Source organism: Herbidospora cretacea, assembly GCF_001570605.1.
Lineage (GTDB): Bacteria > Actinomycetota > Actinomycetes > Streptosporangiales > Streptosporangiaceae > Herbidospora > Herbidospora cretacea.
Window position 1 is genome coordinate 121,342 of sequence record NZ_BBXG01000017.1, and the last position, 24,229, is coordinate 145,570.

General features: G+C 71.5%; 19 protein-coding genes, 2 pseudogenes and 1 riboswitch. Of the genes and pseudogenes, 19 read left to right on the forward strand and 2 right to left on the reverse strand.

All coding sequences use genetic code 11. The features are described from left to right. The first annotated feature begins 792 nt into the window (after nucleotides 1–792). The 10 genes and pseudogenes from coaBC to AW270_RS28225 all read left to right on the forward strand — a co-directional run bounded on the left by coaBC (nucleotide 793) and on the right by AW270_RS28225 (nucleotide 13,097). Complete coding sequence (gene coaBC, locus AW270_RS28180) at nucleotides 793–1,980, forward strand: bifunctional phosphopantothenoylcysteine decarboxylase/phosphopantothenate--cysteine ligase CoaBC (protein ID WP_218009372.1); 1,188 nt, start codon at nucleotides 793–795, stop codon at nucleotides 1,978–1,980. A 93-nt stretch (nucleotides 1,981–2,073) separates the two neighbouring features. Further along, complete coding sequence (locus AW270_RS28185; RefSeq protein WP_061299178.1) at nucleotides 2,074–2,430, forward strand: hypothetical protein; 357 nt, start codon at nucleotides 2,074–2,076, stop codon at nucleotides 2,428–2,430. A 90-nt stretch (nucleotides 2,431–2,520) separates the two neighbouring features. After that, nucleotides 2,521–3,708, forward strand: coding sequence for a methionine adenosyltransferase (metK, locus tag AW270_RS28190; RefSeq protein ID WP_061299116.1), 1,188 nt, complete (start codon nucleotides 2,521–2,523; stop codon nucleotides 3,706–3,708). Nucleotides 3,709–3,882: 174 nt separating this feature from the next. Beyond that, a pseudogene (locus tag AW270_RS39725) lies at nucleotides 3,883–4,167 on the forward strand (primosomal protein N' family DNA-binding protein); the annotation flags it as partial. A gap of 1,296 nt (nucleotides 4,168–5,463) precedes the next feature. Beyond that, nucleotides 5,464–6,987, forward strand: a pseudogene (locus AW270_RS28200) (primosome assembly protein PriA); the annotation flags it as partial. A 181-nt stretch (nucleotides 6,988–7,168) separates the two neighbouring features. Beyond that, nucleotides 7,169–8,851: a hypothetical protein gene (locus AW270_RS28205; protein WP_061299118.1), complete on the forward strand. Its 1,683-nt coding sequence runs from the start codon at nucleotides 7,169–7,171 to the stop codon at nucleotides 8,849–8,851. Nucleotides 8,852–8,874: 23 nt separating this feature from the next. Then, a complete protein-coding gene (locus AW270_RS28210; RefSeq protein ID WP_245674894.1) occupies nucleotides 8,875–10,119 on the forward strand; it encodes a hypothetical protein in 1,245 nt (414 codons plus the stop codon). 45 nt (nucleotides 10,120–10,164) lie between these two features. After that, nucleotides 10,165–10,713 carry a peptide deformylase gene (gene def / locus AW270_RS28215; RefSeq protein ID WP_061299119.1) on the forward strand — a complete coding sequence of 183 codons (549 nt, stop codon included), beginning with the start codon at nucleotides 10,165–10,167 and terminating at the stop codon, nucleotides 10,711–10,713. After that, the gene (gene fmt / locus AW270_RS28220; protein ID WP_061299120.1) at nucleotides 10,713–11,639 is read left to right on the forward strand and encodes a methionyl-tRNA formyltransferase; all 927 of its coding nucleotides are present in this window, start codon (nucleotides 10,713–10,715) and stop codon (nucleotides 11,637–11,639) included. The genes def and fmt overlap by 1 nt, the downstream gene beginning before the upstream one ends. A 48-nt stretch (nucleotides 11,640–11,687) precedes the next feature. Further along, the gene (locus AW270_RS28225) at nucleotides 11,688–13,097 is read left to right on the forward strand and encodes an RsmB/NOP family class I SAM-dependent RNA methyltransferase (RefSeq protein ID WP_061299121.1); all 1,410 of its coding nucleotides are present in this window, start codon (nucleotides 11,688–11,690) and stop codon (nucleotides 13,095–13,097) included. On the opposite strand, the gene AW270_RS28230 is transcribed toward AW270_RS28225, so the two are convergent. Next, nucleotides 13,078–13,866, reverse strand: coding sequence for an ABC-2 transporter permease (locus AW270_RS28230; protein ID WP_061299122.1), 789 nt, complete (start codon nucleotides 13,864–13,866; stop codon nucleotides 13,078–13,080). The two genes, AW270_RS28225 and AW270_RS28230, sit on opposite strands and share 20 nt — an antisense overlap. Further along, on the reverse strand, nucleotides 13,863–14,759 hold the full coding sequence (locus tag AW270_RS28235) for an ATP-binding cassette domain-containing protein (RefSeq protein ID WP_061299123.1): 897 nt from the start codon (nucleotides 14,757–14,759) through the stop codon (nucleotides 13,863–13,865). The genes AW270_RS28230 and AW270_RS28235 overlap by 4 nt, the downstream gene beginning before the upstream one ends. 75 nt (nucleotides 14,760–14,834) lie before the next feature. Between AW270_RS28235 and rpe the strand changes: the two genes are divergently transcribed. The 9 genes from rpe (at nucleotide 14,835) to AW270_RS28280 (ending at nucleotide 24,182) form a co-directional block, all read left to right on the forward strand. Then, the gene (gene rpe, locus AW270_RS28240) at nucleotides 14,835–15,494 is read left to right on the forward strand and encodes a ribulose-phosphate 3-epimerase (RefSeq protein WP_061299124.1); all 660 of its coding nucleotides are present in this window, start codon (nucleotides 14,835–14,837) and stop codon (nucleotides 15,492–15,494) included. 9 nt (nucleotides 15,495–15,503) lie between these two features. Next, nucleotides 15,504–16,283 carry an oxygenase MpaB family protein gene (locus AW270_RS28245; RefSeq protein ID WP_061299125.1) on the forward strand — a complete coding sequence of 260 codons (780 nt, stop codon included), beginning with the start codon at nucleotides 15,504–15,506 and terminating at the stop codon, nucleotides 16,281–16,283. A gap of 77 nt (nucleotides 16,284–16,360) precedes the next feature. Beyond that, nucleotides 16,361–16,491, forward strand: a riboswitch (FMN riboswitch). Between the two features lie 82 nt (nucleotides 16,492–16,573). Then, nucleotides 16,574–17,626, forward strand: coding sequence for a bifunctional diaminohydroxyphosphoribosylaminopyrimidine deaminase/5-amino-6-(5-phosphoribosylamino)uracil reductase RibD (ribD, locus tag AW270_RS28250; protein ID WP_245674895.1), 1,053 nt, complete (start codon nucleotides 16,574–16,576; stop codon nucleotides 17,624–17,626). A 2-nt stretch (nucleotides 17,627–17,628) separates the two neighbouring features. Continuing rightward, nucleotides 17,629–18,216: a riboflavin synthase gene (locus AW270_RS28255; RefSeq protein ID WP_061299126.1), complete on the forward strand. Its 588-nt coding sequence runs from the start codon at nucleotides 17,629–17,631 to the stop codon at nucleotides 18,214–18,216. Further along, the gene (locus tag AW270_RS28260; RefSeq protein WP_061299127.1) at nucleotides 18,213–18,845 is read left to right on the forward strand and encodes a nicotinamide mononucleotide transporter family protein; all 633 of its coding nucleotides are present in this window, start codon (nucleotides 18,213–18,215) and stop codon (nucleotides 18,843–18,845) included. The genes AW270_RS28255 and AW270_RS28260 overlap by 4 nt, the downstream gene beginning before the upstream one ends. Next, a complete protein-coding gene (locus tag AW270_RS28265) occupies nucleotides 18,842–20,110 on the forward strand; it encodes a bifunctional 3,4-dihydroxy-2-butanone-4-phosphate synthase/GTP cyclohydrolase II (protein WP_061299128.1) in 1,269 nt (422 codons plus the stop codon). Before AW270_RS28260 ends, AW270_RS28265 begins: the two co-directional genes overlap by 4 nt. A 9-nt stretch (nucleotides 20,111–20,119) precedes the next feature. Then, complete coding sequence (gene ribH, locus AW270_RS28270; RefSeq protein ID WP_061299129.1) at nucleotides 20,120–20,599, forward strand: 6,7-dimethyl-8-ribityllumazine synthase; 480 nt, start codon at nucleotides 20,120–20,122, stop codon at nucleotides 20,597–20,599. A gap of 11 nt (nucleotides 20,600–20,610) precedes the next feature. Then, the gene (locus AW270_RS28275) at nucleotides 20,611–21,063 is read left to right on the forward strand and encodes a PH domain-containing protein (protein ID WP_061299130.1); all 453 of its coding nucleotides are present in this window, start codon (nucleotides 20,611–20,613) and stop codon (nucleotides 21,061–21,063) included. A gap of 1,070 nt (nucleotides 21,064–22,133) precedes the next feature. Next, nucleotides 22,134–24,182, forward strand: a complete 2,049-nt coding sequence (locus AW270_RS28280; protein WP_157522747.1) for a GTPase domain-containing protein — start codon at nucleotides 22,134–22,136, stop codon at nucleotides 24,180–24,182. The last annotated feature ends 47 nt before the right edge of the window (nucleotides 24,183–24,229 follow it).

Genomic DNA, 24,229 nt, shown 5'->3' on the forward strand with positions numbered 1-24,229 from the left:
TCCGCCGCGTAGGTGTCTGTCTGAGCGCCCCCTTACGGGTGGTCGGGACCCCCACGCGCGTCCTGTCTGAACTCCCTGCGCACTCCAAGCCCTTGCGCACGCGTGTAACCGAGCGTTCTGCGTCCCCCGCGTGTGTCTGTCTGAGCGCCCCATCCACGTGTTGCCAGGACCTCATGCAGGTGTCTGTCTGAACATCCTGCGCACTTCGAGCCCTCATGCACGTGTTTGCCTGAGTGTCTGCGCACGCGGGTATCGGCGGCTCCGCTACGCGCCTGTTTGAGGCCTGCACACACGCCTGTTTGGGGTCTCGTGCGCGTTGAGGCCACCGCGCACGCGCGTGCCGGAGCCTCCCCACGGCGGGCGCCTGACTGAGGACCTTTGGGTGTGCTCCCACAGCAGTGCCACATCCTCGATCCACTCCACCCGGTCCTCAACGCCGCCGCCGCGCTTGGCCTCCGTGGGGTCCTGTGGTCGGTGATCTCCTGGGTGGCCTCCTCTTGGTGGTGGTTGTGGTCCCTTGGGCAGGTTGCTGGCGAGCGGGTTCAGCGCCTTGGTTCATGGAGGGGCACTGTGTCCGTGTTTCTTGGTGTCCTGAGGCTTTGGTCTCAGGTGTTCGTTGCGGGGGGAAGTGGAGCGGTGGTTGGCGCCGGGTGCGGGGCGTGCTCCGGGCGGTGGGCGGGGTCGGGGTGGGCGGAGCCGTAACGGAGAAAAGAGGTTTTCGGTGGTGGGTCGGGGTGGTGGGGGCTGAGGGCTTCTGGTGGTGGTCGGTAGGGTTTCTGTGTGGCGAATCGGGTGGTGCTGGGGGTTTCCGCGGGGATCGCGGTCTATAAGGCGTGTGAGCTTCTTCGGTTGTTTACCGAATCGGGGCATTCTGTCCGTGTTGTACCTACGCGGGATGCTTTGCGGTTTGTGGGGGAGCCGACGTGGGCGGCGCTTTCGGGGAATCCCGTTTCGGCTGAGGTGTGGGATTCGGTGGAGGAAGTGCCGCATGTGCGGATCGGGCAGAGTGCCGATCTTCTGGTGGTGGCGCCCGCGACCGCCGACATTCTCGCCAAGGCCGCTCACGGGCTCGCCTCCGATCTGCTGACCAACACGCTGCTGACCGCGCGCTGTCCCGTGGTGTTCGCGCCGGCCATGCACACCGAGATGTGGGAGCACCCGGCGACCCAGGCCAACGTCGCGACCCTGCGGGCGCGGGGGGCGATCGTGATCGAGCCCGCTGTGGGGCGGCTCACCGGGGCCGACACGGGTAAGGGGCGGCTGCCGGATCCGGCGGCGATCTTCGAGGTGTGCCGGAACGTGCTCAAGGGGGTCACTCCCGATCTGGCGGGGCGGCGGGTCGTCGTGTCGGCCGGGGGGACGCGGGAGGCGATCGATCCGGTGCGGTTCATCGGGAACCGGTCGTCGGGGATGCAGGGGTACGCGCTGGCGCGGGTCGCCGCCGCCCGGGGGGCCTCGGTCACGCTGGTCGCGGCCAACGTCTCGCTGCCCGATCCTGCGGGGGTGGACGTGGTGCGGGTGGAGTCGGCGCTGCAGCTGCGGGAGGCGGTGCTCGCGTCGGCCGTGGACGCCGACGTGGTGGTGATGGCGGCGGCGGTGGCGGACTTCCGGCCGGTGGCGGCGAGTCGTTCGAAGATCAAGAAAACCGGGGACGAGCCCGAGGCGATTCATCTCACCAAGAACCCGGACATTCTGGCGGAGCTCGGAGAGCGACGCCGGGCGGGCGTCACGTCGCCCACGGTGATCGCGGGGTTCGCCGCCGAGACGGACGACGTGCTGGCCAACGGGCAGGCGAAGATGGCCCGGAAGGGTTGTGACCTGCTCGTCGTCAATCAAGTGGGAGAGAATCTCGCCTTCGGGACCCCGGACAACGCGGCCACCGTCCTGGTCGCCGGAGGGGAGCCGGTCGAGATCCCGCGCGGGCCCAAGGACGACCTCGCCGGGGTGGTCTGGGATCTGATCGCCGCCCGGCTGGTGTAACGCACCGGTTCGCGGGAGAAAGAGGGAATGGGGCCCATAAAAGGCCCGTATGGCCCTCCGGGACGGGCCCCCGGGCACATGAAGGAGATGGCCATGCCCGTGTCCGCCGCGATCCGGGAGCGGTGCCGCGCCCTGCTGCCGCCGGGCGAGGACCTCCGCTACGTCTTCCCGGCCTACGCCGAGGGGGCCGGCTATCTCGTCGTGGTGACCGACCGGTCGATCACGGTCCTGGCCACCAAGGTGTTCGGGCGGCACGAGCCCGCCTCGGTGTGGGCGCGCCATCCGCGCCGCACCCGGCTCGGTCCGGTCGACTTCTCGCCGGGGCCCGTCATCGAGCTCGGCGGCGTGTCGTTCGAGGTGGCCGACGAGTACGTCGCGGTCGTCGGGGCGGCCGACGCCGAGGCGTTCGCGCCGGGGGACCTGCCGCGCGATCCCCTCCCTGATTTGTAACGTGAGACGGTTTCGCGGGGGTGAGGGTCGTCCGGCTACACTCAGCGAAGCCATTTAGCCGTCAGCAGCCGCTGCATGAGGAGCCACGAGTTGTCCCGTCGCCTGTTCACCTCCGAGTCGGTCACCGAGGGCCACCCCGACAAGATCGCCGACCAGATCAGTGACGCGATCCTCGACGCCATGCTCAAGGACGACCCCAAGAGCCGTGTCGCCGTAGAGACGATGATCACCACCGGCCAGGTCCACGTCGCCGGTGAGGTGACGACGGAGACCTACGTCGACATTCCCGGCGTCATCCGCGAGAAGATCCTCGAGATCGGCTACGACGCCTCCCACAAGGGCTTCGACGGCGCCTCCTGCGGCGTCTCGGTCTCCATCGGCGCCCAGTCGCCCGACATCGCGCAGGGCGTCGACGACGCCTACGAGCACCGCGCCGAGGGCCTGGCCGACGACCTCGACCGTCAGGGCGCCGGCGACCAGGGCCTCATGTTCGGGTACGCCTGCCGCGAGACCCCCGAGCTGATGCCGCTGCCGATCACGCTCGCCCACCGCATGGCCCGCCGCCTGTCCGAGGTCCGCAAGAACGGCACCGTCCCCTACCTGCGCCCCGACGGCAAGACCCAGGTCACGATCGAGTACGACGGCGACAAGCCCGTCCGCCTCGACACGGTCGTCGTGTCCACGCAGCACGCTCCGGAGATCGACCTCAAGGAGATGCTGGCCCCCGACATCCGCGAGCACGTCGTCGAGCCGGTCCTGGCCGACCTCGACATCGTGGTGGAGGGCTACCGTCTCCTGGTCAACCCGACCGGTCGCTTCGAGATCGGCGGCCCCATGGGCGACGCCGGCCTGACCGGCCGCAAGATCATCGTCGACACCTACGGCGGCATGGCCCGCCACGGCGGCGGCGCCTTCTCGGGCAAGGACCCGTCGAAGGTCGACCGCTCCGCCGCCTACGCCATGCGCTGGGTCGCCAAGAACATCGTCGCCGCCGGCCTCGCCGACCGCGCCGAGGTCCAGGTCGCCTACGCCATCGGCAAGGCCCAGCCCGTCGGTGTCTTCGTCGAGACCTTCGGCACCGAGACCGTCGAGATCGCCGCGATCCAGGCCGCCGTGCTCCAGGTCTTCGACCTGCGTCCGGCCGCGATCATCCGCGACCTCGACCTGCTCCGCCCGATCTACTCCGAGACCGCCGCCTACGGCCACTTCGGCCGCGACGGCTTCTCCTGGGAGTCGACCGACCGCGCCGGGGCGCTGCGCGCTGCCGCCGGTCTGTAGTTTTCCCCAGATCCCCGGGCCATGGTCCGGGGATCTTCTTTGTGCTGGTAGGACTTGGGCCTTGTGAGCGAGGGTTCGCAGGAGGCGCTGATCGCGCTCCCGGCCGAAGCGCCCGCCCCGGGGGCCCGGGGGCGGGGCGCTCCCGTTCCCGCTGCCTGGTCGCCGGTGGCGCGGGTGGTCGTCGACAACCCTCTGCCGCACCTCGACCGCCTCTTCGACTACCTCGTGCCCGAGGGGATGTCGGACGCGGCGTTGCCGGGGGTGCGGGTGCGCGTGCGGTTCGCCGGGAAGCTGACCGACGCCTTCCTGGTGGAACGGGTCGAGGCCAGCGAGCATCAGGGGACGCTGCTCTTTCTCGACCGGGTGATCTCGCCGGAACGGGTGCTGACACGGGAGATCGCCGATTTGGCGCGGGCCGTGGCCGATCGGTATGCGGGGACACTGTCCGACGTGCTGCGCCTGGCGATCCCGCCGCGACACGCCCGGGCGGAGTCCTCGGGGCGGGGGCGGGCGGAAGACGTCTCCCCGCAGGGTGTGACGCTGGCGGACGCTTCCCTGCACGTGGCCGCCGCGGGCGTGATGCCGGCGGACGCTCTCCGGGGTGGCGCGGGGCCGGTGGACACTTCCGGTCGGGGCGTGACCTCGGCAGACGTCTCCCGGAGAGGCGTGACCTCGGCGGCCTCCGCGCGGGGCGGGGCGTCGGCGACCATGCGGATCGGTGGCGGAGCGTCGCCGGGGGCGAGCGGGCCGAATCCTGAAATGTCGGGTGGCGAAGGTGGCCTGCCGCCCATCGCGCCAGAGGCACCTGATCCCGTGGAAGTGGCTGCTTCGGGCACGCCGGGCGCGGGTCCCATGGACGGGGCTGTTTCAGCCGAGCAGGGCGTGGGTCCAGTGGGGGTGGATGCTTCGGCTGGGCCAGGCGCTGGCCCCATAGAGGCGGCTGCTTCGGTCGAGTGGGGCGCGGGTCCTGGGGGAGTGGCTGCTTCGGTTGAGCAAGGCGTCGGTGCTGCGGAGGTGGATGCTTCAGCTGGGCCGGGCTGGAGTCCTGCAGGGGTGGCTGCTTCGGGCACGCCGGGCACGGGTCCCATGGATAGGGCTGTTTCGGCTGGGCCGGGTGTGGGTCCTGTGGGGGTGGATGCTTCGGCTGGGCCGAGCGCGGGTCGCTTGGAGGTGGGTGCTTCCGCTGAGCGGGGCGCGGGTCCTGTTCGGTTGGCTGTTTCGGCGGAGCGGGGCGTCGGTGCTGCGGAGGTGGATGCTTCAGCTGGGCCGGGCTGGAGTCCTGCAGGGGTGGCTGCTTCGGGCACGCCGGGCACGGGTCCCATGGATAGGGCTGTTTCGGCTGGGCCGGGTGTGGGTCCTGTGGGGGTGGATGCTTCGGCTGGGCCGAGCGCGGGTCGCTTGGAGGTGGGTGCTTCCGCTGAGCGGGGCGCGGGTCCTGTTCGGTTGGCTGTTTCGGCGGAGCGGGGCGTCGGTGCTGCGGAGGTGGATGCTTCAGTTGGGCCGGGCCCTGGTCCCATGGATGGGGCTGTTTCAGCCGGGCAGGGCGTGGGTCCCATGGAGGTGGATGCTTCCGCTGAGCGGGGCGGGGGTCCCGTTCGGGTGGCTGTTTCGGCGGAGCGGGGCGTCGGTGCTGCGGAGGTCGCTTCGGCTGGGCGCGGCGCTGGGCCTGTGGGGACGGCTGCTTCAGGGGGGCCCGGCACGGATCCCGGGATATCGGGATCTGTGAGTGAGTGGCAGCCGGTCGTCAGTGATTACTGGGGTGCCTATCCCGCTGGGGTTCCGTTTCTCGCGGCGCTTCGTGAGGGGCGGGCGGTGCGGGCGGTCTGGACCGCCCTGCCCGGTGGCCCGCCCAGTTGGCCGCGGGCCGTCGCCGACGCCGTCGGGCAGGTCGTGGCCGCCGGGAAAGGGGCTGTGGTCGTCGTTCCCGACGGGAAGGACGTCGCGCTGGTGGGGGCCGCCCTCGCCGACGTGCCCCACGTCGCCATCACCGCCGATCTCGGGCCCGCCGAGCGCTACCGACGGTGGCTCAGGGTGCTGCGGGGCGAGGTGCGGGTCGCGGTGGGGAACCGGGCCGTGGCCTTCGCGCCCGTGCGCGATCTCGGGCTCGCGGTGCTCTGGGACGACGGGGACGATCTGCACTCCGAGCGGCTGGCGCCCTATCCGCACGCCCGGGAGGTCCTCGCGACCCGGGTCCATGCGGCGGGCGCCGCGCTGCTGATCGGGGGCTACGCGCGTACCGCCGAGGGGACCCGGCTGATCGCCACCGGATGGGCGAAACCGCTGATCGCCACCCGCGACGACGTCAGGCGCCGGGCGCCCAGGGTCAGGGCGGCCGGTGACGACGCCGAGCTCCACCGGGATGCGGCGGCGAGGGCCGCCCGGCTGCCCAGTGTCGCGTGGCGGGCGCTCAAGGCCGGGCTGGAGAGCGGGCCGGTGCTCGTCCAGGTTCCGAGGCGCGGGTATCTCCCCGCGTTGAACTGCTCGAACTGCCGGACCCGGGCGCAGTGCCCGGCCTGTTCCGGGCCGCTCGCGCTGACCAACGGGCACGCGGCGCCCTACTGCCGCTGGTGCGGCCGGATCGCCGGAGACTGGCGCTGCCCCAACTGCGGGTCTCCCCGGCTGCGAGCGGCCGTCGTGGGGGCGCGCCGGACCGCTGAGGAGCTGGGGCGCGCGTTCCCGTCCGCCCGGATCGCCACCTCGGGGCGTGACGGGGTGCTCGCCTCGGTGCCCGAGACGCCGGCGCTGGTGGTGGCCACTCCCGGGGCCGAACCCGTGGCCGAGGGCGGTTACGCCGCCGCCGCGCTGCTCGACGGGTGGGCGATGCTCAGCAGGCCCGATCTGCGGGCCGCCGAGGAGGCGCTGCGCAGGTGGCTGAACGCCGCGGCGCTGGTGCGGCCCGGCGGGGAGGTGGTCGTGCTCGCCGACGCGCAGGCGCCGGTCACCCAGGCGCTGGTCCGGTGGGATCCCGTCACGCACGCCGAGCGTGAGCTCCGCGACCGGGCCGAGCTCGGCTTCCCGCCCGTCACCCAGGTCGGCACGCTCACCGGGACTCCCTCGGCGATTCGCGAGGTGCTGGGGCTGGTGACCCTGCCCGAGGGCGTCGAGGTGCTGGGGCCGGTGCCGGTCGGGCGTACGGGAGAGGAGAGGGCCGTGCTCAGGGCGCCCAGGTCCAAGGGGCCCGAGCTGGCCAGGGTGCTGAAGGGCGCCGCCGGGGTCAGGTCGGCGCGCAAGGCCGCCGAGGTCGTGAAGATCGACATCGACCCGCTCGACCTGCTGTGAAGCCAGCCAGGCCCCGGTCCGGGTGAGTGAGGATCTTCACGGTCCCCTGAAAAGCGATGCCGGGGTACGAGGGCACACCAGGGGAAAGCGTGAGGGGCGAAGTCCCTGGCAGAGGGGGAATCGGGGGGTTGGCCAACCGACTAAATTCGCGATGCGGTCAGTAACCCGTTAGCGTCTCCCTGTGTCGATCGAATGGGTGAACCGGGCCATCGTCGGCCTGCGTGTGTGGGGGCACGAGAACGGGGTCACGCCCGACGCCGACGAGATCAGGCTGCTGTGCGACTACGCCAGCGACTATCTGGAGGTCGCCGCGCCGGGGGACTTCCGTCCGGCCACCTTCGAGGAACTGCTGCTGGAGATCTACCCACGCAAGGTGATCACCCCGCCCGACAGCGCGCCGGGGACCGTCGCGGCCGCGCGCACGCTCGTCGACTTCCTCCTCGCCACCGGCGAGGTCGACGCCACGTCCGCCGCCGAGATGCGGGCCGCGCTCGACCGGGTGGGGCCGCTGATGCCGGCGGCGCTGGCCGACTCGTCGAAGTTCGGCATGGCCAAGAGCATTTTCAGTGTCATAGGGGCCGACACGTTCGAGCTCATCGAGCCGGGTGTCGACGACGCCGCGCCCCGGCTGGGGCAGGGGCGCAGCCTCACCCTCGACGAGGACTGCGACTGCCCCGGGTGCGCGCCGCTGCCGCCCGTGCGGCTGGCCGCGCCGGCCGACGTGGCCAAGCTGGTCCGTGAGGTGCCGCTGCTGCGCGACGCCCACACCGTCGTCGCCTGGATGGTGGAGAGCGGGGCCACCGCCACCACCCGCAAGGCTCTGCGGGTCAAGGACGCGAAGGAGCTCGCCAAGGGCGTGAGCCGTCCGTCGGTCGCCTGGGGGCTCGCCCTCGCGCTCGGGCTGGCCGAGCTCGACGGGGTCCGGGTCAGCGCCGAGGCGGGGTTCAAGGCGCTGGAGGACCGAGCCGACGAAGACGTGCTCGACCTGTGGGTGGGGCTCGTGGAGTTCCTCGGCGAGGACCGCGGCGAGGTCACCGGGTCGGCGGTGGTCGACAAGGAGGTCTACGCCATCCACGACCTGCTCTACCGGCTCCAGGTCCCCGTCCCGGTCGAGGCGGTCGGCGACTACCTCAGCGAGGTGGCCGACGACGGGCCGGTCGGCGACCTGACCGAGGCCCTCGAAGGGCTCGCCGCCGCCGGGACCGTGGCCGTCACGGAAGAGGGCCTGGTGCTGACCCCTCACGGCATGTGGGGGATCAGGGAGATGTACGCCGAGCTCGGTCTCGACGCCCCCATCGCGCCCGACCTGGCCGAGGGCGACGCGAGCGGGCTGATCGCGGGGCTGCTGTCCGACGGCTTCACGCCCGAGGCGGCCGAGCCCGACATCGCCGGCTGGCTGGGGGCGCGCTCGCCCGCCGAGGCGGCCGAGGAGCTGCTGGCGGCCGTCGTCGGCGCCCCGGCCGAGGTGCGCGGGGTGGCCGTCACCATCGTCGACCGGCTGGGGTTCGAGGCCGAGCCCGCCGTCCGGCGGTACCTGTCCGACCAGGAGCTGCGGCCCCATGTCATCCACTGGCTGTCGGCCCGCCGCCTGGGGGCGCCGCCGCTGACCGAGGAGGAGATGCTCTGGGTCAGCGTCGACATGCTCGCCCTCGCGATCCCGGCCGCCGAGGCCGATCCCGAGTCGTTCGCCGAGAACATGGCGGCCTCCGGTCCGTCGCCCGAGGTGATCGAGGACATGTGGAAAGTGGAGCATCCCGACGTGGTGCAGGTGCTTGAATTGCTCGGGCACACCCTGCCCGACCGCAACGCCGCCAAGGCCGCCAGGAAGGCCGCCTTCAAGGCTCGTTCGCGGGGCATCAGATAACTCCTGTGGAGTAAGTTGCAGGAATGCCAGGTTCAGCGATCCTCGACAGCGACGTGCTCACCTTCCCGCCGGTCGAGTTGGCCCTCGACGACGAGCTCGCCGCTCAGGTCCGGTCGGTCCCCCTGGTCCACGACGCTGCCAGGCTCGCCGCCTGGACCGGCACCCGCCCCGTCGGCGACGACCACAACCTGCTCCCCGCTGACGCCGCCGCCGCGGTCGCCGAGCTGGGCCTCAAGGCCGAGCGGCTGCGGCTGCTCTGGATCGTCGCGGTCAACGGGCGCCTGATCGAGATCACCGCCGAGGGCGCCCGGCCGGGGCCCGGGTTCCGCGACACGATGGAGTTCTGGGACGGCGTCGTGATGGACGTCCTCGACCGGACCGACGAGCACAGGACCGACGAACAGGGCCTGACCGGCTCGGCCGTCGTCGACGAACACCTGACCGAGATCCTGGCGACGATGTACTCGGTGCGTGAGGGCATGTCGGTGCCGCTGCTCACGACCGGGATCCTGCAGGCCCACGAGGTCGGCTGCGAGGCCGGGCTCCACGAGCTGCGGCGGCTGCGCCTGGTGCTGCCCGCCGAGCTGCTCGCCGCCATGGAGCTGCTGGCCTACTGCGGGCTGATCGAGCCGGCCGGGTCCGACTCGGTGCGGCTCACTGCGATCGGGGTCTGGGCGGTCCGTCGCGACCTGCTGCGCGAGGGCCACGACGCGCCCTCGCTGAGCGAGGTCGAGGGCCTGGCGATGCTGACCGCCGGTGAGCTGATCGACGCGCTGATCGCCGGGAAGGCGTCGGCGAGCGCGGCCAGCCTGTGGCTGGAGCGGCGCGCCCCCGAGGAGGCGGCCCGCGACCTCATCAAGATCGCCGCGACCGGCAACGCCGCCCAGCGCGGCACCGCCGGGACCATCCTGGAGGAGCTCGGCCCCGAGGCCTCGCCCGCCGTGCGGGAGGCGCTCGACGAGCCGCTCATGTGGCGCTACGCCGCCGCGTGGCTGGGCGTCCGCGACTTCGACGCCCCGGCCCTCGGCGAGACCGACGGCGCCTGGGTGGCCGTCGACACCCTGGCCGCCCTGCTCTACCTGGGCGCGCCCGCCAAGGGCGCCGACCTCGACGTGCTCGGCGACGACCTGCTCAGCCTGGTGCCCGCCATGGGCGGCGCCGACCATCCCGACGCCCTGGCCGTGCTCGAACTCCTCGGCCGGCACCACCCCGACGTGGTCGTCGCCAAGGCGGCCCGCAAGACCGCCATGAAGACCCGGTCGCGCTGAGAGCGCCCGTAAACTGGGGTGATCCCTAGTCCAAGGAGCCTCCTGGTGGCAGTTCAGTCGATCCGCCTGTTCGGCGACCCCGTGTTGCGCACTCCGGCGGAGCCGGTCAAGACCTTCGACAAGGAACTGCGCAAGCTCGTCAAGGACCTGACCGACACGATGATGGACGCCCCGGGCGCCGGCCTCGCCGCCCCGCAGATCGGCGTCGGGCTCCGGGTCTTCACCTACAACATCGACGACGTCGTCGGCCACCTGGTGAACCCGGTCCTCGACCTCGGTGTGGAGTGCGACGAGGAGGGCGAGGAGGGCTGCCTGTCCTTCCCCGGCCTGGCGTTCCCGACGCCGCGCTCGATCCGCGCGGTCGCCAAGGGCTTCAACATGCACGGCGACCCCGTCACGATCGAGGGCACCGACCTGATGGCCCGCTGCCTCCAGCACGAGACCGACCACCTCGACGGCATCCTGTTCATCGACCGGATGGACGCCGCGCAGCGCAAGCTCGCCATGAAGGCGGTCCGCGAGGCCGAGTGGAGCGGGCTGTCGGCCCCCGTCGTCCGGTTCTCGCCCCACGCCACCGGCGGGAGGGCCATCTAGTGCGTCTCGTCTTCGCGGGCACCCCCGAGACCGCGCTCCCGTCGCTGAGGGCCCTGCTGGCCTCCGGCCACGAGGTCGTCGCCGTGGTGACCCGGCCCGACGCCCAGTCGGGGCGTGGCCGCAGGCTCCAGCCCAGCCCGGTCGCCGAGCTCGCCGCCGAGGCGGGCGTCGAGGTGCTGAAGCCCGCGAAGGCCGGCGACCCGGCGTTCCTCGACCGGCTGCGGGAGATCGCGCCCGACTGCTGCCCGGTGGTCGCCTACGGCGCGCTGCTGCCGCAGGCGGCGCTCGACATCCCCGTCCACGGCTGGGTGAACCTCCACTTCTCGCTGCTGCCGGCCTGGCGCGGCGCGGCCCCGGTGCAACACGCCGTGCTGCACGGCGACGAGATCACCGGCGCGGCCACCTTCCGGATCGTCAAGGAGCTCGACGCCGGGCCCGTCTTCGGCGTGGTCACCGAGGAGATCCGGCCCAGTGACACCAGCGGCGAGCTCCTCGCCCGGCTGGCCGAGTCGGGCGCGGGGCTGCTGGCCGCCACGATCGACGGCATCGCCGACGGTTCCCTCGAAGCTCGTCCTCAGCCCGCCGAGGGCGTCAGCCTCGCGCCGAAGATCGCGGTCGACGACGCCCGGGTCGACTGGACCGCCCCCGCCCTGCGCGTCGACCGCCTCATCCGGGCCTGTACGCCCAATCCCGGCGCCTGGACCGAGTTCCGCGGCCACCGGCTCAAGCTCGGCAGAGTCACCGAGGACCGCGACGCCGAGAAGCTGGCGCCGGGCGAGATCCGCGTCCAGAAGAATCGGGTATGGGCGGGCACGGCCAGCCACCCCGTCCTTCTCGGCGAGGTGAAAGCCGAAGGGAAGAAGCCGATGACGGCGGGCGATTGGGCCCGCGGTGCCCGGATCGGGGAAGGCGACCACCTCGGCTGAGCTACGCTGAATGATCGCTCGCCACCACCAACCAAAGGCAACCGCCAGATGACGAACCGGGGCAACAACCCCACGGGCCGCCCCCGCTCCACCGGTCGGCGCGGTGGCCCCCCGAGGCCCCCCAAGCCCGTCCGCGACGAGGCCAGGAACGCGGCCTACGACCTGATGAGGGCCGTCGACGAGCGCGACGCCTACGCCAACCTGCTGCTGCCGCAGATGTTGCGGCAGCGTGACATCACCGGCCGCGACGCCGCCCTCGCGACCGAGCTGGCCTACGGCACCCTGCGCGGTCTCGGCACCTACGACGAGGTGATCGCCGCCTGCAGCGACCGCCCGCCGGAGGAGATCGACCCGCCGCTCCTCGACGCCATGCGCCTGGGCGTCCACCAGCTCCTGCGCACTCGCATCCCGGCCCACGCCGCCGTCAGCGCCACGGTCGACCTGGTCCGGCTGCGCGTCGGCCAGGGTCCCTCGCGGTTCGCCAACGCGATCCTGCGCAAGGTCAGCCAGCGGTCGCTCGACGAGTGGCTGAAGGCGGTCGCGCCGCCGGTCGAAGACGACCCGATCGGCCACCTGTCCGTCACCTACAGCCACCCGAAGTGGATCGTCACCGCGCTGCGCGACGCCGTCGGCGGCTCGATCGACGAGACCGCCAAGGTCCTGGAGGCCGACAACGAGCGGCCCCGGGTGGCCCTGGTGGCCCGGCCGGGCCGGGCGACCATCGACGAGCTCGTCGACGCCGGCGCCGAGCCCGCCCCCTACTCGCCCTACGGCGCCTACCTGACCGAGGGCGACCCCGGCCAGCTCAGGGCGGTCGGCGAGCAGCGCGCGGCGGTGCAGGACGAGGCGAGCCAGCTGGTCGCCCTGGCCCTGACCCGGGTGCCGCTCGACGACCGCGACGGGACCTGGCTCGACATGTGCGCGGGCCCCGGCGGCAAGGCGGGCCTGCTCGACGCGATCGCCACGCAGACCGGCGCGCGGCTGCTGGCGGGCGACTCGCAGGAACACCGCGCCCGGCTGGTCTGGCAGGCGACCAAGGACGCCACCGTCGTGGTGGCCGACGGCACCGCCCCGCCCTGGCGGGAGGGCGTCTTCGACCGGGTCATGCTCGACGCGCCGTGCACCGGCCTGGGGGCGCTGCGGCGTCGTCCGGAGGCCCGGTGGCGGCGTGACCCGCGCGGCATCCCCGACCTGACCGCGCTGCAGCGCGCGCTGCTGCGGTCGGCGCTGCGGGCGGTCCGGCCGGGCGGCGTGGTCGCCTACGTGACCTGCTCGCCCCACATCGCCGAGACCCGGGCCGTCGTGGGCGACATGGCCGAGCTCGCCGAGACCCTCGACGCGCGCTCGTTCCTGCCCGAGATCCCGGGCCTGGGCGACGGGCCCTACGCCCAGTTCTGGCCCCACCGCCACGGCACCGACGCGATGTTCCTGGCCCTGCTCAGACGTCGCGACGCCTGAACAGCGCGAAGGCGATGACGAGCACCACGGCCGTGTAGCCCGCGAAGACGCCGAACCCCTGCCACGGAGGCAGCGTGATCGGCGTCTCGCGGGTGGTCAGGATGGCGCTCCCGGCCGCCGGCGGCAGGAACTTCTGGACGGTGCGCCCCCAGTCCTCCGGCAGGAACACCCCGAAGATCGGCGCCACGAACAGCACCCCGAGCACCGACGTGATCGCCCCGGCGGTGTGCCGCACGATCGCCCCCGCGCCCAGCGAGATCAGCGCGATCAGCGTCAGGTAGAGCCCGCCCCCGGTCACCGCCCGCAGCACCTCCGGGTCGCCGATCCCGGCCCCGAGCCGCCGCATCGAGAAGATCGCCTGCGAGGCGAAGAACGCCAGGAACGACGAGATCAGCCCCACGACCAGCGCGATCATGGCGAGCACGACGGCCTTGGCGGCCAGCAGCCGGCTCCTTCTCGGAACCGCGGACAGAGACGTCCGGATGAGCCCCGACGAGAACTCGGTCGACACCACCAGCACCCCGAGCACGCCCAGGGTGATCACCCCGAAGTTGAGCCCGGCCAGCCCGTAGGCCACCGGGTCGAAGGCCAGCCGGGCCCGGAAGCCGAGCCGGTCGTACGACAGCGTGTACGCCAGCGCCAGCAGCGACGACAGCCCCACGGTCACCACGACGGTGGAGAACATGCTCCACAGCGTCGACCGCACGGTCCAGATCTTGATCCACTCCCCGGCGACGGCTCCCGCGAAGGTGGCCCTGCGGGGGGTCATCCATCGACCCCGTGGAACTCGACGCTGTCGGCCGTCAGGCGCATGAACGCCTCCTCCAGCGACGGATGGACGGGGGTGAGCTCGTGCACCCGCAGCCCGGCCCGGAAGGCGAGGTCGCCGATGGCGGCGGGGGTGACGCCGTACACCAGGAGGGCGTCGCCGCCGGTGACGGCCTGCCAGTTCTCGGCGGCGACGGCCCGGCCGAGGGCGGGCAGGTCGGGGGAGCGGACCCGCACGTGGTCGGGCGGGATGAAGTCCTCCATCGAGGTGTCGGCCAGGATCCGGCCCCGGCCGATGACGATCAGGTGCCCGGCGGTGACCGCCATCTCCGACATCAGGTGGCTGGAGACGAAGACGGTCCGCCCCTCGGCGGCCAGCGACTGCATGAGCCGCCGGATCCACAGGATGCCCTCGGGGTCGAGCCCGTTGACCGGTTCGTCGAACATCAGGATGCCGGGGTCGCCGAGGAGGGCGGCGGCGATGCCGAGCCGCTGGCCCATGCCGAGCGAGTAGCCCCTGGCCCGCTTGGCGGCGACGTCGTGGAGGCCGACGACGTCGAGCACCTCGCCGACCCGCTTCCTCGGGATCCCGTTGGTGCGGGCCAGGAACCGCAGGTGGTTGTAGGCCGACCGGCCCCCGTGCCACGCCTTGGCCTCCAGCAGCGCGCCCACCTCGCGGAGCGGCGCGGGCAGGTCGCGGTAGGCGCGCCCGTTGACGGTGACCGACCCGGCGGTGGCCCGGTCGAGGCCCAGGATCAGCCGCATCGCGGTGGACTTGCCGGCCCCGTTCGGGCCGAGGAAGCCCGTCACCACGCCCGGCCGCACCGCGAAGTCGGCGTGGTCGAGGGCGGTCTTCCCGCCGTAGACCTTGGTCAGGCCGGCTGCGCTGATCATGGTTCGAGGCTAGTTTGCGCAGATCATCCGCAGGTTCACGAGGGGACAAAACCTTGCCGCGTAGACTGCGGCGTCATGGCCGTACAGATCTCGCCCAGCATTTTGTCCGCCGATTTCGCGCGCCTGGCCGACGAGGCCGCCAGGGTCGCCGGGGCCGCCGACTGGTTGCACGTCGACGTGATGGACAACCACTTCGTGCCCAATCTGACCCTCGGCCTGCCCGTGGTGGAGTCGCTGCTGAAGGCGGTCTCGACCCCCGTCGACTGCCACCTCATGATCGAAGACCCCGACCGCTGGGCGATCGGCTACGCCGAGGCGGGCGCCAAGAGCGTGACCATCCACGCCGAGGCGGCCAAGGCCCCGGTGCGCACCCTGCGGGGCATCCGGCAGGCGGGCGCCCGCGCGGGCTTCGCGCTCAACCCGGCGACCGCCGTCGACTCCTACGAGGACCTGCTGCCCGAGATCGACATGCTGCTGCTGATGACCGTGGAGCCCGGGTTCGGCGGCCAGAGGTTCATCGACGGCGTGCTGCCCAAGATCCGCCGCGCCCGCCAGCTGATCTCCAAGCACGGCATGGAGATCTGGATCCAGGTCGACGGCGGGGTGGCCGACGACACCATCGAGCGCTGCGCCGAGGCCGGGGCCGACGTGTTCGTGGCCGGGAACGCCGTCTACGGCCGCGACGACCCCGCCGCCGCGGTCCAGGCGCTGCGGGCGCTGGCCGAGGGGGCGTAGCGTGAAGCCATGGACCAGAGCGGGCTGTTCGGACCCGGTTCGGTCACCTGGCGGGTGATGGCGGAGCCGGTCCTCTTCGTGGGCGGCTTCCGGGCCCTGCTGATGCAGGGCCTCCACCCCCGGGCGATGCGCGGGGTGATCCAGAACTCGGCCCTGTTCGACCCGTCGGAGGCCTGGGCGCGGTTCCTGCGCACGACCGAGTTCGTCCGGGTGCGCACCTACGGCACCGGCCCCGAGGTCGAGAAGGCGGCGAGCCGGGTCCGCAAGATCCACGCCACCCTCACCGCCTACGACCCCGACGTCGGCGACCGCTACCACCTCGACGAGCCCGACGCCCTGCGCTGGGTCCACGTCGGTGAGGTCGACTCCTACCTGTCCACCGCGCGGCGCTCCGGCGTCCCGTTCACCGACGAGGAGGCCGATCAGTTCGTGTACGAATGGCGCCGCGCCGCCGAGGTCGTCGGCCTGTCACCCGACGACGTGCCCCACACGGTCGGCGAGATGAACGACTACATCCAGGGCGAACGGCCGAAGCTGAAGTTCGTCCCCGAGGCGCCCCACCCGCTGCTCATGTCGCTGAACCCGCCCCTGCCGGCCCGGCTCACCCTGATCAAGCCGATCTTCCCGTGGATCACCAGCGTGGCCTTCGCCAGCCTGCCCCGCTGGGCCCGCCGCCTCTACGGCCTGCCCGCCACCCCGCTCGGCGACGTGTGGGCGACCATGACGCTGCGCACCGTCCGGACCGGCCTCAACGCCGTCCCGAGGGCGCTGCGACCGGCGCCACATTGACGCCGCCCGGAATGCTCGTGGCAGACTGGGAATAACTTGCGTAGGCAACAGCCTTACGCTGATCGAAGAAACAAGCATTGCGTGCTCCGGGGTCGGTGAAAGTCCGAACCGGCGGTGACAGTCCGCGACCCGGCCGAATCCATCGGCCGGTTGACCTGGTGGAATTCCAGGACCGACGGTGAAAGTCCGGATGGGAGGCAGCACGCGACGGGCGAGACCCCTCTTCGGGGTGCGTCCGTTCTGGGCGCTTCCATGCCCATGCCCCGGAGCCCTGATCTGAAGGGACCGGGGTGGACGACCACTTCATGCGGCGGGCGATCGACATCGCCGCGCGCGGGCTGGGCACGACGAGTCCGAATCCCGTGGTCGGCTGCGTGATCGTGAAGAACGGCTCGGTCGTCGGCGAGGGCTTCCACGCCGTGGCCGGCGGGCCGCACGCCGAGGTCTGGGCGCTGCGGGAGGCCGGCGAGCAGGCCGAGGGCGCGACCGCCTACGTCACGCTCGAACCCTGCGACCACCACGGCCGCACCGGGCCCTGCTCCGAAGCCCTCCTCAAGGCCGGGATCGGGCGCGTCGTCGTCGCGGTGCCCGACCCCAACCCTCTCGCGGCCGGGGGCCTGACCAGGCTGCGCGACCACGGGGTGACCGTCGAGACCGGGGTCCTGCGGGCGGAGGCCGAGCGGGGGAACGCCCACTGGCTGACGTACACGCGTAAGAAGCGGCCGTTCGTCACGTGGAAGTTCGCCGCGACCCTCGACGGCCGCTCGGCCGCTCTGGACGGCACCAGCCGGTGGATCACCTCGCCGGAGGCCCGCGCCGACGTCCACCGGCTGCGCGGGCAGCACGACGCGATCATGGTCGGCATGGGGACCGTCCTGCTCGACGATCCCCACCTCACGGTCAGGCCAGGTCCGGCGAAGCCGTTGCGGGTGGTCGTCGACACCGAGGGCACCACGCCGCCCCACGCGAAGGTGCTCGACGACGCCGCGCCGACGCTGCTCGCCGTCGGGGTCGACGTCCCCTACGAGAATTCCGTACGCATCCCGCGCGGCCCCCGCGGCCTCGACCTGGCCGCGCTGCTGGCCGAGCTCCACTCCCGCCGGATCGTCAGCGTCTTCCTCGAAGGCGGCCCGGTGCTCGCCGGGTCGTTCCTGCGCGCCGGCCTGGTCGACCGGGTCGTCGCCTACCTCGCCCCCGCCTTCCTCGGCTCCGGGAAGTCGGCCCTGGCTGAGGCGGGCGTGGACACCGTCGGCGACATCCACCGGTGGGAGTTCGAGGACGTCGTCCCCATTGGACCGGACCTGCGGATCACCGCGCGGCCGGCACCCCCGAAGGAGAACTGATCATGTTCACCGGAATCGTCGAGGAACTCGGCGAGGTCGTCACCGTCGACCCTCTCCCACAGGCCGCCCGCCTGGCCTTCCGGGGCGCCGTCGTGACCCAGGACGCCAGGCACGGCGACTCGATCGCCGTGAACGGCGTCTGCCTGACCGTCGTCGAGGTCGACGGCGACGTCTTCACCGTCGACGTCATGAAGGAGACCCTCGACCGCAGCAGCCTCGGCGCCCTCGCCGCGGGCTCGCCGGTGAACCTGGAGCGCGCGGTCCGCGCCGACCAGCGGCTCGGGGGCCACATCGTGCAGGGCCACGTCGACGGCACCGGCGTCATCCTGCGCCGGGAGCCCGACGAGCACTGGGAGGTCGTGGCCGTCTCCCTGCCGCCGGACCTGGCCCGCTACGTGGTGCACAAGGGCTCGATCACCGTCGACGGCGTCTCGCTGACCGTCGCGTCGGTGACCGACGACGAGTTCACCGTCAGCCTGATCCCCACCACGCTCGCCCTGACCACTCTCGGCCGGAAGGTCGCCGGTGACCCGGTGAACCTGGAGGCCGACGTCATCGCGAAGTACGTCGAGAAGCTGGTGGCCCGGTGAACGCCGGCTTCGAGGTCCTCGGGACGACCGTCCTGTGGACCGACCTCATCGGCAACATCCTCGCCCTGGCCACCGTCCTGTTCGCCATCCGCCGCTCGCTGTGGACGTGGCCGGTCCAGCTCACCGCGTCGGTGCTGCTGCTGGCCGCCTCGATCAACGCGGGGCTGACCGGCAACGCGCTGAAGCAGGTCCTGTTCGGCGTGCTGGCCGTCTACGGGTGGGTGCGCTGGAAGGGCCAGGGCGACGAGCTCGCCGTGCGGCCCGCCACCCCGTACGAGCGGCTGGTGCTCGTCGGCACGGTCGTCGTCGGCACCGCGCTCGTCGGGTGGTTCTTCTTCGTCACCGGGCTGTCGTGGGGCGCGCACGCCCCGCTGCCCGAGGGGTACTTCCTGGTGGCGGCCGACGCCTACATCTTCGTCGGCAGCGCGGTCGCGACCTGGGCCCAGGGCAGGGCGCTGACCGACTTCTGGCTCGTCTGGATCGCCGTCGACCTCGTCGGGGTGCCGCTGGCGTTCCGCTCGGGGCTCGTCGTCTCCGGGGCGGTGTACGCCGTGTTCTTCGTCCTGGTCCTCACCGGATTCGTCAACTGGCGCAAGCAGTGGCAGCAGAAAGAGGCCGTAGCGGTATGAGTGACATCAGGCTCGACCCCATCGAACGGGCGGTCGCCGACATCCGCGACGGCAAGCCGGTCGTCGTCGTCGACAACGAGAACCGCGAGAACGAGGGCGACCTCATCTTCGCGGCCTCCAAGGCCACGGCCGCGACGCTGGCCTTCACGATCCGGCACACCTCCGGCGTCATCTGCGTCGGCATGCGCGGCGAGGACCTCGACCGGCTGGGGCTGCCGCTGATGGTCCAGGACAACCGGGAGCGCATGCGGACGGCGTACACGATCAGCGTCGACGCCCGCGACGGCGTCACCACCGGCATCAGCGCCGCCGACCGGGCGCGCACGATCCGGACCCTGGCCGACTCGGCCACCGAGCCGTTCGAGCTGGTCAGGCCCGGTCACATCTTCCCGCTGCGGGCCCGCGACGGCGGCGTCCTGGTCCGTCCGGGCCACACCGAGGCGGCCGTCGACCTGGCCCGGCTGGCCGGGCTCACCCCGGCGGGCGCGCTGGCCGAGGTCGTCAACGACGACGGCACCATGGCCCGCCTGCCGGAGCTGCGCGTCTTCGCCGACGAGCACGACCTCGCGCTCGTCTCCATCGAGCAGCTCATCGAGTTCCGCCGCCGCACCGAGCGCGTGGTGACGCGGGTCGCGGAGACCTCCATCCCCAACCGCTACGGCATGTGGCGGGCCGTGGGCTACGCCAGCTCCCTCGACGGCGGCGAACACGTCGCCCTGGTCTACGGCGACCTCGACGACGGGGAGAACGTGCTGGTCCGGGCCCACTCCGAGTGCATGACCGGCGACGTGCTCGGCTCGCTGCGCTGCGACTGCGGCGTGCAGCTCGACCACGCCATGGCCACCATCGCCGCCGAGGGCCGCGGCGTCGTGGTCTACCTGCGCGGCCACGAGGGCCGCGGCATCGGCCTGCTGGCGAAGCTGCGCGCCTACGCCCTCCAAGACGACGGCCACGACACCGTCGACGCCAACCTCGAACTCGGCCTGCCGGTCGACGCCCGCGAGTTCTCCAACGCCGGCCAGATGCTCGGCGACCTCGGGGTCAAATCGGTGCGCCTGCTGACCAACAACCCGGCGAAAATGCGGGGGATGGACGGGTACGGCATCAAGGTGCTCGGCCGGGAACCGATGCCGGTCGCCGTCAACCCGTACAACGAGAAGTACCTGTACGCCAAACGTGACCGCCTTGGTCACGAGATCCCTGAGCGAGACGCGGACGGCCGAAGGCCGGCCGTGGCTCGCGTCGAGAATCTGCCCGAAAGTTAAGGAGAAGAGATGAGTGGCGGCGGACGACCGGAGATCTGGCCGGCCGAGGCGGAGGGCCTGACGGTGGGCATCGTCGCGGCCCGGTGGCACGAGAAGATCACCGACCAGCTCGTCGAGCGGGCGGTCGCGGCGGCCAAGGAGTCCGGCGCGACCCCGACCGTGGTCCGGGTCGCCGGGTCGCTGGAGATCCCCGTGGTGGCCCAGGCCCTCGCGCGGACCCACGACGCCGTGGTGGCGCTGGGCGTGGTCATCCGCGGCAAGACGGCCCACTTCGAGTACGTCTGCGAGTCGGTGACCAGCGGACTCACCCGCGTCTCCCTCGACGAGTCGACCCCGGTGGGCAACGGCGTGCTGACGTGTGACAGCGTCCACCAGGCCGTCGAGCGGTCGGGCCTGCCCGGCTCGAAGGAGGACAAGGGCTACGAGGCGACCGTGGCCGCCCTGGAGACGGCGGTCCTGTTGCGCGGGCTCACCTCCGGAGCGCGCTAACGTTCGGTCTCATGTTCCCGAGTGTCCCCGCACCGCCCCTGCCGGTCACCTGGCGTCCGAAGAGGGCCCGCGTCCTGGCCTACACGCTCGCGGCGATCATGGTGGGCGGCGCGCTGATCCTGGCGCTCGTCCTGCCGGCGACGTTCCACCTCCCCGACCGGATCGGCGTGTTCGTCTTCGGCTGCGGCGTGGCCTTCATCCTCCACCTGCTGGGCCGCCTCCGGGTGGTGGCCGACGACGACGGCGTGACCGTGGTGAACGCGGTGCGGGTGCACCGGTACGAATGGGCCGAGATCCTCGGCGTCTCCCTCCCGGACGCCGAGCCCTGGCCCCGTCTCGACCTCGCCGACGGCAACGTGGTCGGGGCGATGGGCATCCAGGGCTCTGAGAAGGCCCGCGCGGCGCGCGCGGTTGCCGAACTCAACGCCCTGATCAAGATCAAGAGCGAGGCCCCGGACCACTGAGATCCGAAAGCGAACCGCGGCGAAGGGCCTCGGGGGAGTGGCCGGGATCCACGACTCGCCCCCACTGAACGTGTCGCCGTCGTGGAGGACCGTCCCGGACCATGAACCCGTGCCCGGCGACCAGACAGAGGCGCTGTCCCGCCTCCGCGGTTGTCGGGCAGGTCTGGCTGCCGACCCGTATCAGCCTGCGTCGATCGGCGCAGATCGGCGAAGTCCGAGCCGCGCACAGGGACGGTGCGGGTCTGACACGAGGGACGCCGGAGGGGCTACCCCCAAGACGAGGGGCGCCGGATGGGCCGCGCCCGGAGATGAGTGGACGCTGATGGGCCGCGCCCGGAGATGAGTGGACGCTGATGGGCCGCGCCCGGAGATGAGTGGACGCTGATGGGCCGCGCCCGAAGACGAGGGGCGCGTCGCCTGCCGACTCCCCAAAGCGGCGGGTCCAGAAGCTGGCCCGGTCGGCGAACTGCGTTACCAATGGCGCTCCAGCACGCCGTAGATCATGCATCCACGGCTGCTCTCGCACGTGCGGGGGATCGATCTGGAGCGTGGGCTGTAGATCCCCGGTAATCGGCAGGCGAAGTCGCCTGACTGAGGCCCTCGAACCGCCGCCGACGTATTTCTTCTGACCCTTCCCGTGAGGAGGCGCAGGCCGGACATATTGTCGATTCCGTAGTCATATGCAGCGATTAGTGGGTAATTGCCGCAGCTGTCATGCGCGTGCGGGTGTGATGTCCGGCGATGCCGAGGCGTTTGGCAACTCCGCCCGGCCAAATCAGAATGAGATTCGAGAAGATTTCCCGGAGTCGGACTTCTTCTGCTGCGGCGATGCTGAGGGTGACTGCCGCGTGAGCCTGCCCTGGAGGCTGGATCGCGCCTCCACCGACCGGAAGTGGAGTCGGGAGAAATCCGCCGTGGCGCGGCGACCCATGGCTCTATTTCCGGACGGCATCATCAACCGCCGACTGCCGTGCCCTATAAATACTTCGATGCCATCGAGTCCGATTCAATCCAAACTCGGTGTCGGGGATTGTTAGATCGCCGAGACTTCCCACGGCCATCCTTGTCCCATGTCGAATTCCCAAGAACTACGAGACGAGCTTGCGCGAGTATTGATCAGCGCTGAGCGCTGGCTGGACAGCCTGAGAACCGCCGAGGGGATTCCCGGCGGCACCGATGATCTCGACGCTGATGTCAGGACTGTCCACGGACTGCGCACCCGTGCTCTCTCGTCGCTCTTGAACGTCGGGCTGCTGGGCCGTTTCTCCTCCGGTAAGAGCTTCCTCATCAGCGGGCTGCAAAAGGGCCTGGAGTACGTGCTGGCCCCCGACGGGAGCGGCGGTCATGCCGACAAGTACGTCGGTATCCTTCCGTCCGCGCCGACGACGACGACCGCCTGCCCTTCCACTGTCGTCCCGGTCGACGACGACCCGTCGGTCGACGCCTCGGGGAAAGGCCTGTTACGTGTCAGGTTCAGCGGCGATCCGACATGGCACGACATCGGCACCGACCTTCCTCCGGCGGTCGTCGCCTCGTACGGCGCGGTGGACGGCGACCTGGCCAATCGGCACCGGGAGCACTGGGATCGGGTGGTTCTCGAAATCCAGCTGCTGATATCCAACGCGCCGCTCCCGGCCAAGCTCTACGACCTGCCCGGAGCCGAGACCCGTGAGGCCGGTCACGAGCGGATCATGAGGCAGGCGTGGGCGGAGGCGGACTGCTTCCTCTATGTCAGTCAGGCCACGGCGGTGTTGTCGGTCCATGAGCTCAACCTCATCCGCGACCTCTACAACCACCACCTGCAGTCGGGAAAGCGGGTGATCTGGGTCCTCACCGGCATCGATCGAGCCCTTCAGCTGGGCAACGACAACCGGCCGGCGTGGCGGGCGACACTCGACCAGAACAACGCCTACCTGCGCGAGCACTTCGGCTCCCCGACCGGAGGGCCGAGCACCTTCATCGGAGAGGGCTTCGTGCCGGTGTCCCCCGCGTTCGAGGCGCAGGGCGTCTTCGAGGAGACCGACGGAAGCACCAGAAGGGGACTCGCGCTCCAGGAGAACAGCAGGATGGGCGCTCTCCGGGACCTGCTCAACGCCATGATCGAGGAGGGGGCAGGGCAGCGGCATCTGGCTCAGATCGCCGACGAGACCAGGGCGATCATCCGCAGGCGGCTCGGGTCGATCGCGGATGTCCTCGCCACCCATCGGGTCCCTGTCGACGACCTCATGGCGCAACGCGCCGACCTGCTGAAGAGGCTCGACCTCACGGTCGCCTCCGCGCAGAACGCGGCCGACCAGCTCACCGCCGACCTCGACAGGCGGGTGCGCGAGGTGGAACGGCTCTTCAAGCAACTCCCGAGGGTGCTGCACCAGCAGATAGACGAGCTGGTCGAGTCGGGCAATCTCACCGCGGAGCACATCAACCAGATCGACCGGCGCTACCTCGACGTCCTCAACGAGTGGATGAGGGCCCCCGGCGGGCCCGCCACGAGGTGGGAGCAGGAGATCAGCGGTCTCATCGACAGCGCCCGCGCCATCCTGAGTCTCGAGTTGAGGGAAAGTGGAGCAGGCTCCCTCCTGGTGCAGCCCGAACCACTGGAACTGGACCAGGGGACCGTGCCCCGAGACGGGCGCCGCACCGACACATACACGCTCCTCCAGACCGTGGCCGGGGCCACGAGCGCACTGACGGTGCTGGGTGGAGCCGCGACATGGGTTATGACCGGGCTCTCCCTGGTCAGCGTCGCTCTCCCGGTCGGCGTCGTCGTCACCGCCGCCACCGGAACCGCCCTCGCCGCCAAGGCGCTGAGGGATCGCAAGTCCACGATCGAGCGGGCCAGAAGCGAGCGGATCGCGCAGCTCGACGAGCAGGCCGAGCAGGAACGCGCCCGCGTCGTCGCCATCCTCCAGGAGCAGGGACTGCTGATCCTCGACGCGGTCGACATGCACATCGGCCAGTACCGCGCGCGGCTACAGGCGACACTCCAGGAGATCGGCACGCGCATCGAGGCGCCTGACATGGTGGCGAGCGCCCGTCTGGTCGACCGGCTCGAGCCCTTCGAGATGGAGGCCAACAGCCTGATCGCCGAGCTGCTGAAACACGCACCTCGCGGTTCCTGAACCGGACCGACGTGCACCCGTCACCGACCGCCGGGTGCGGCCACCGC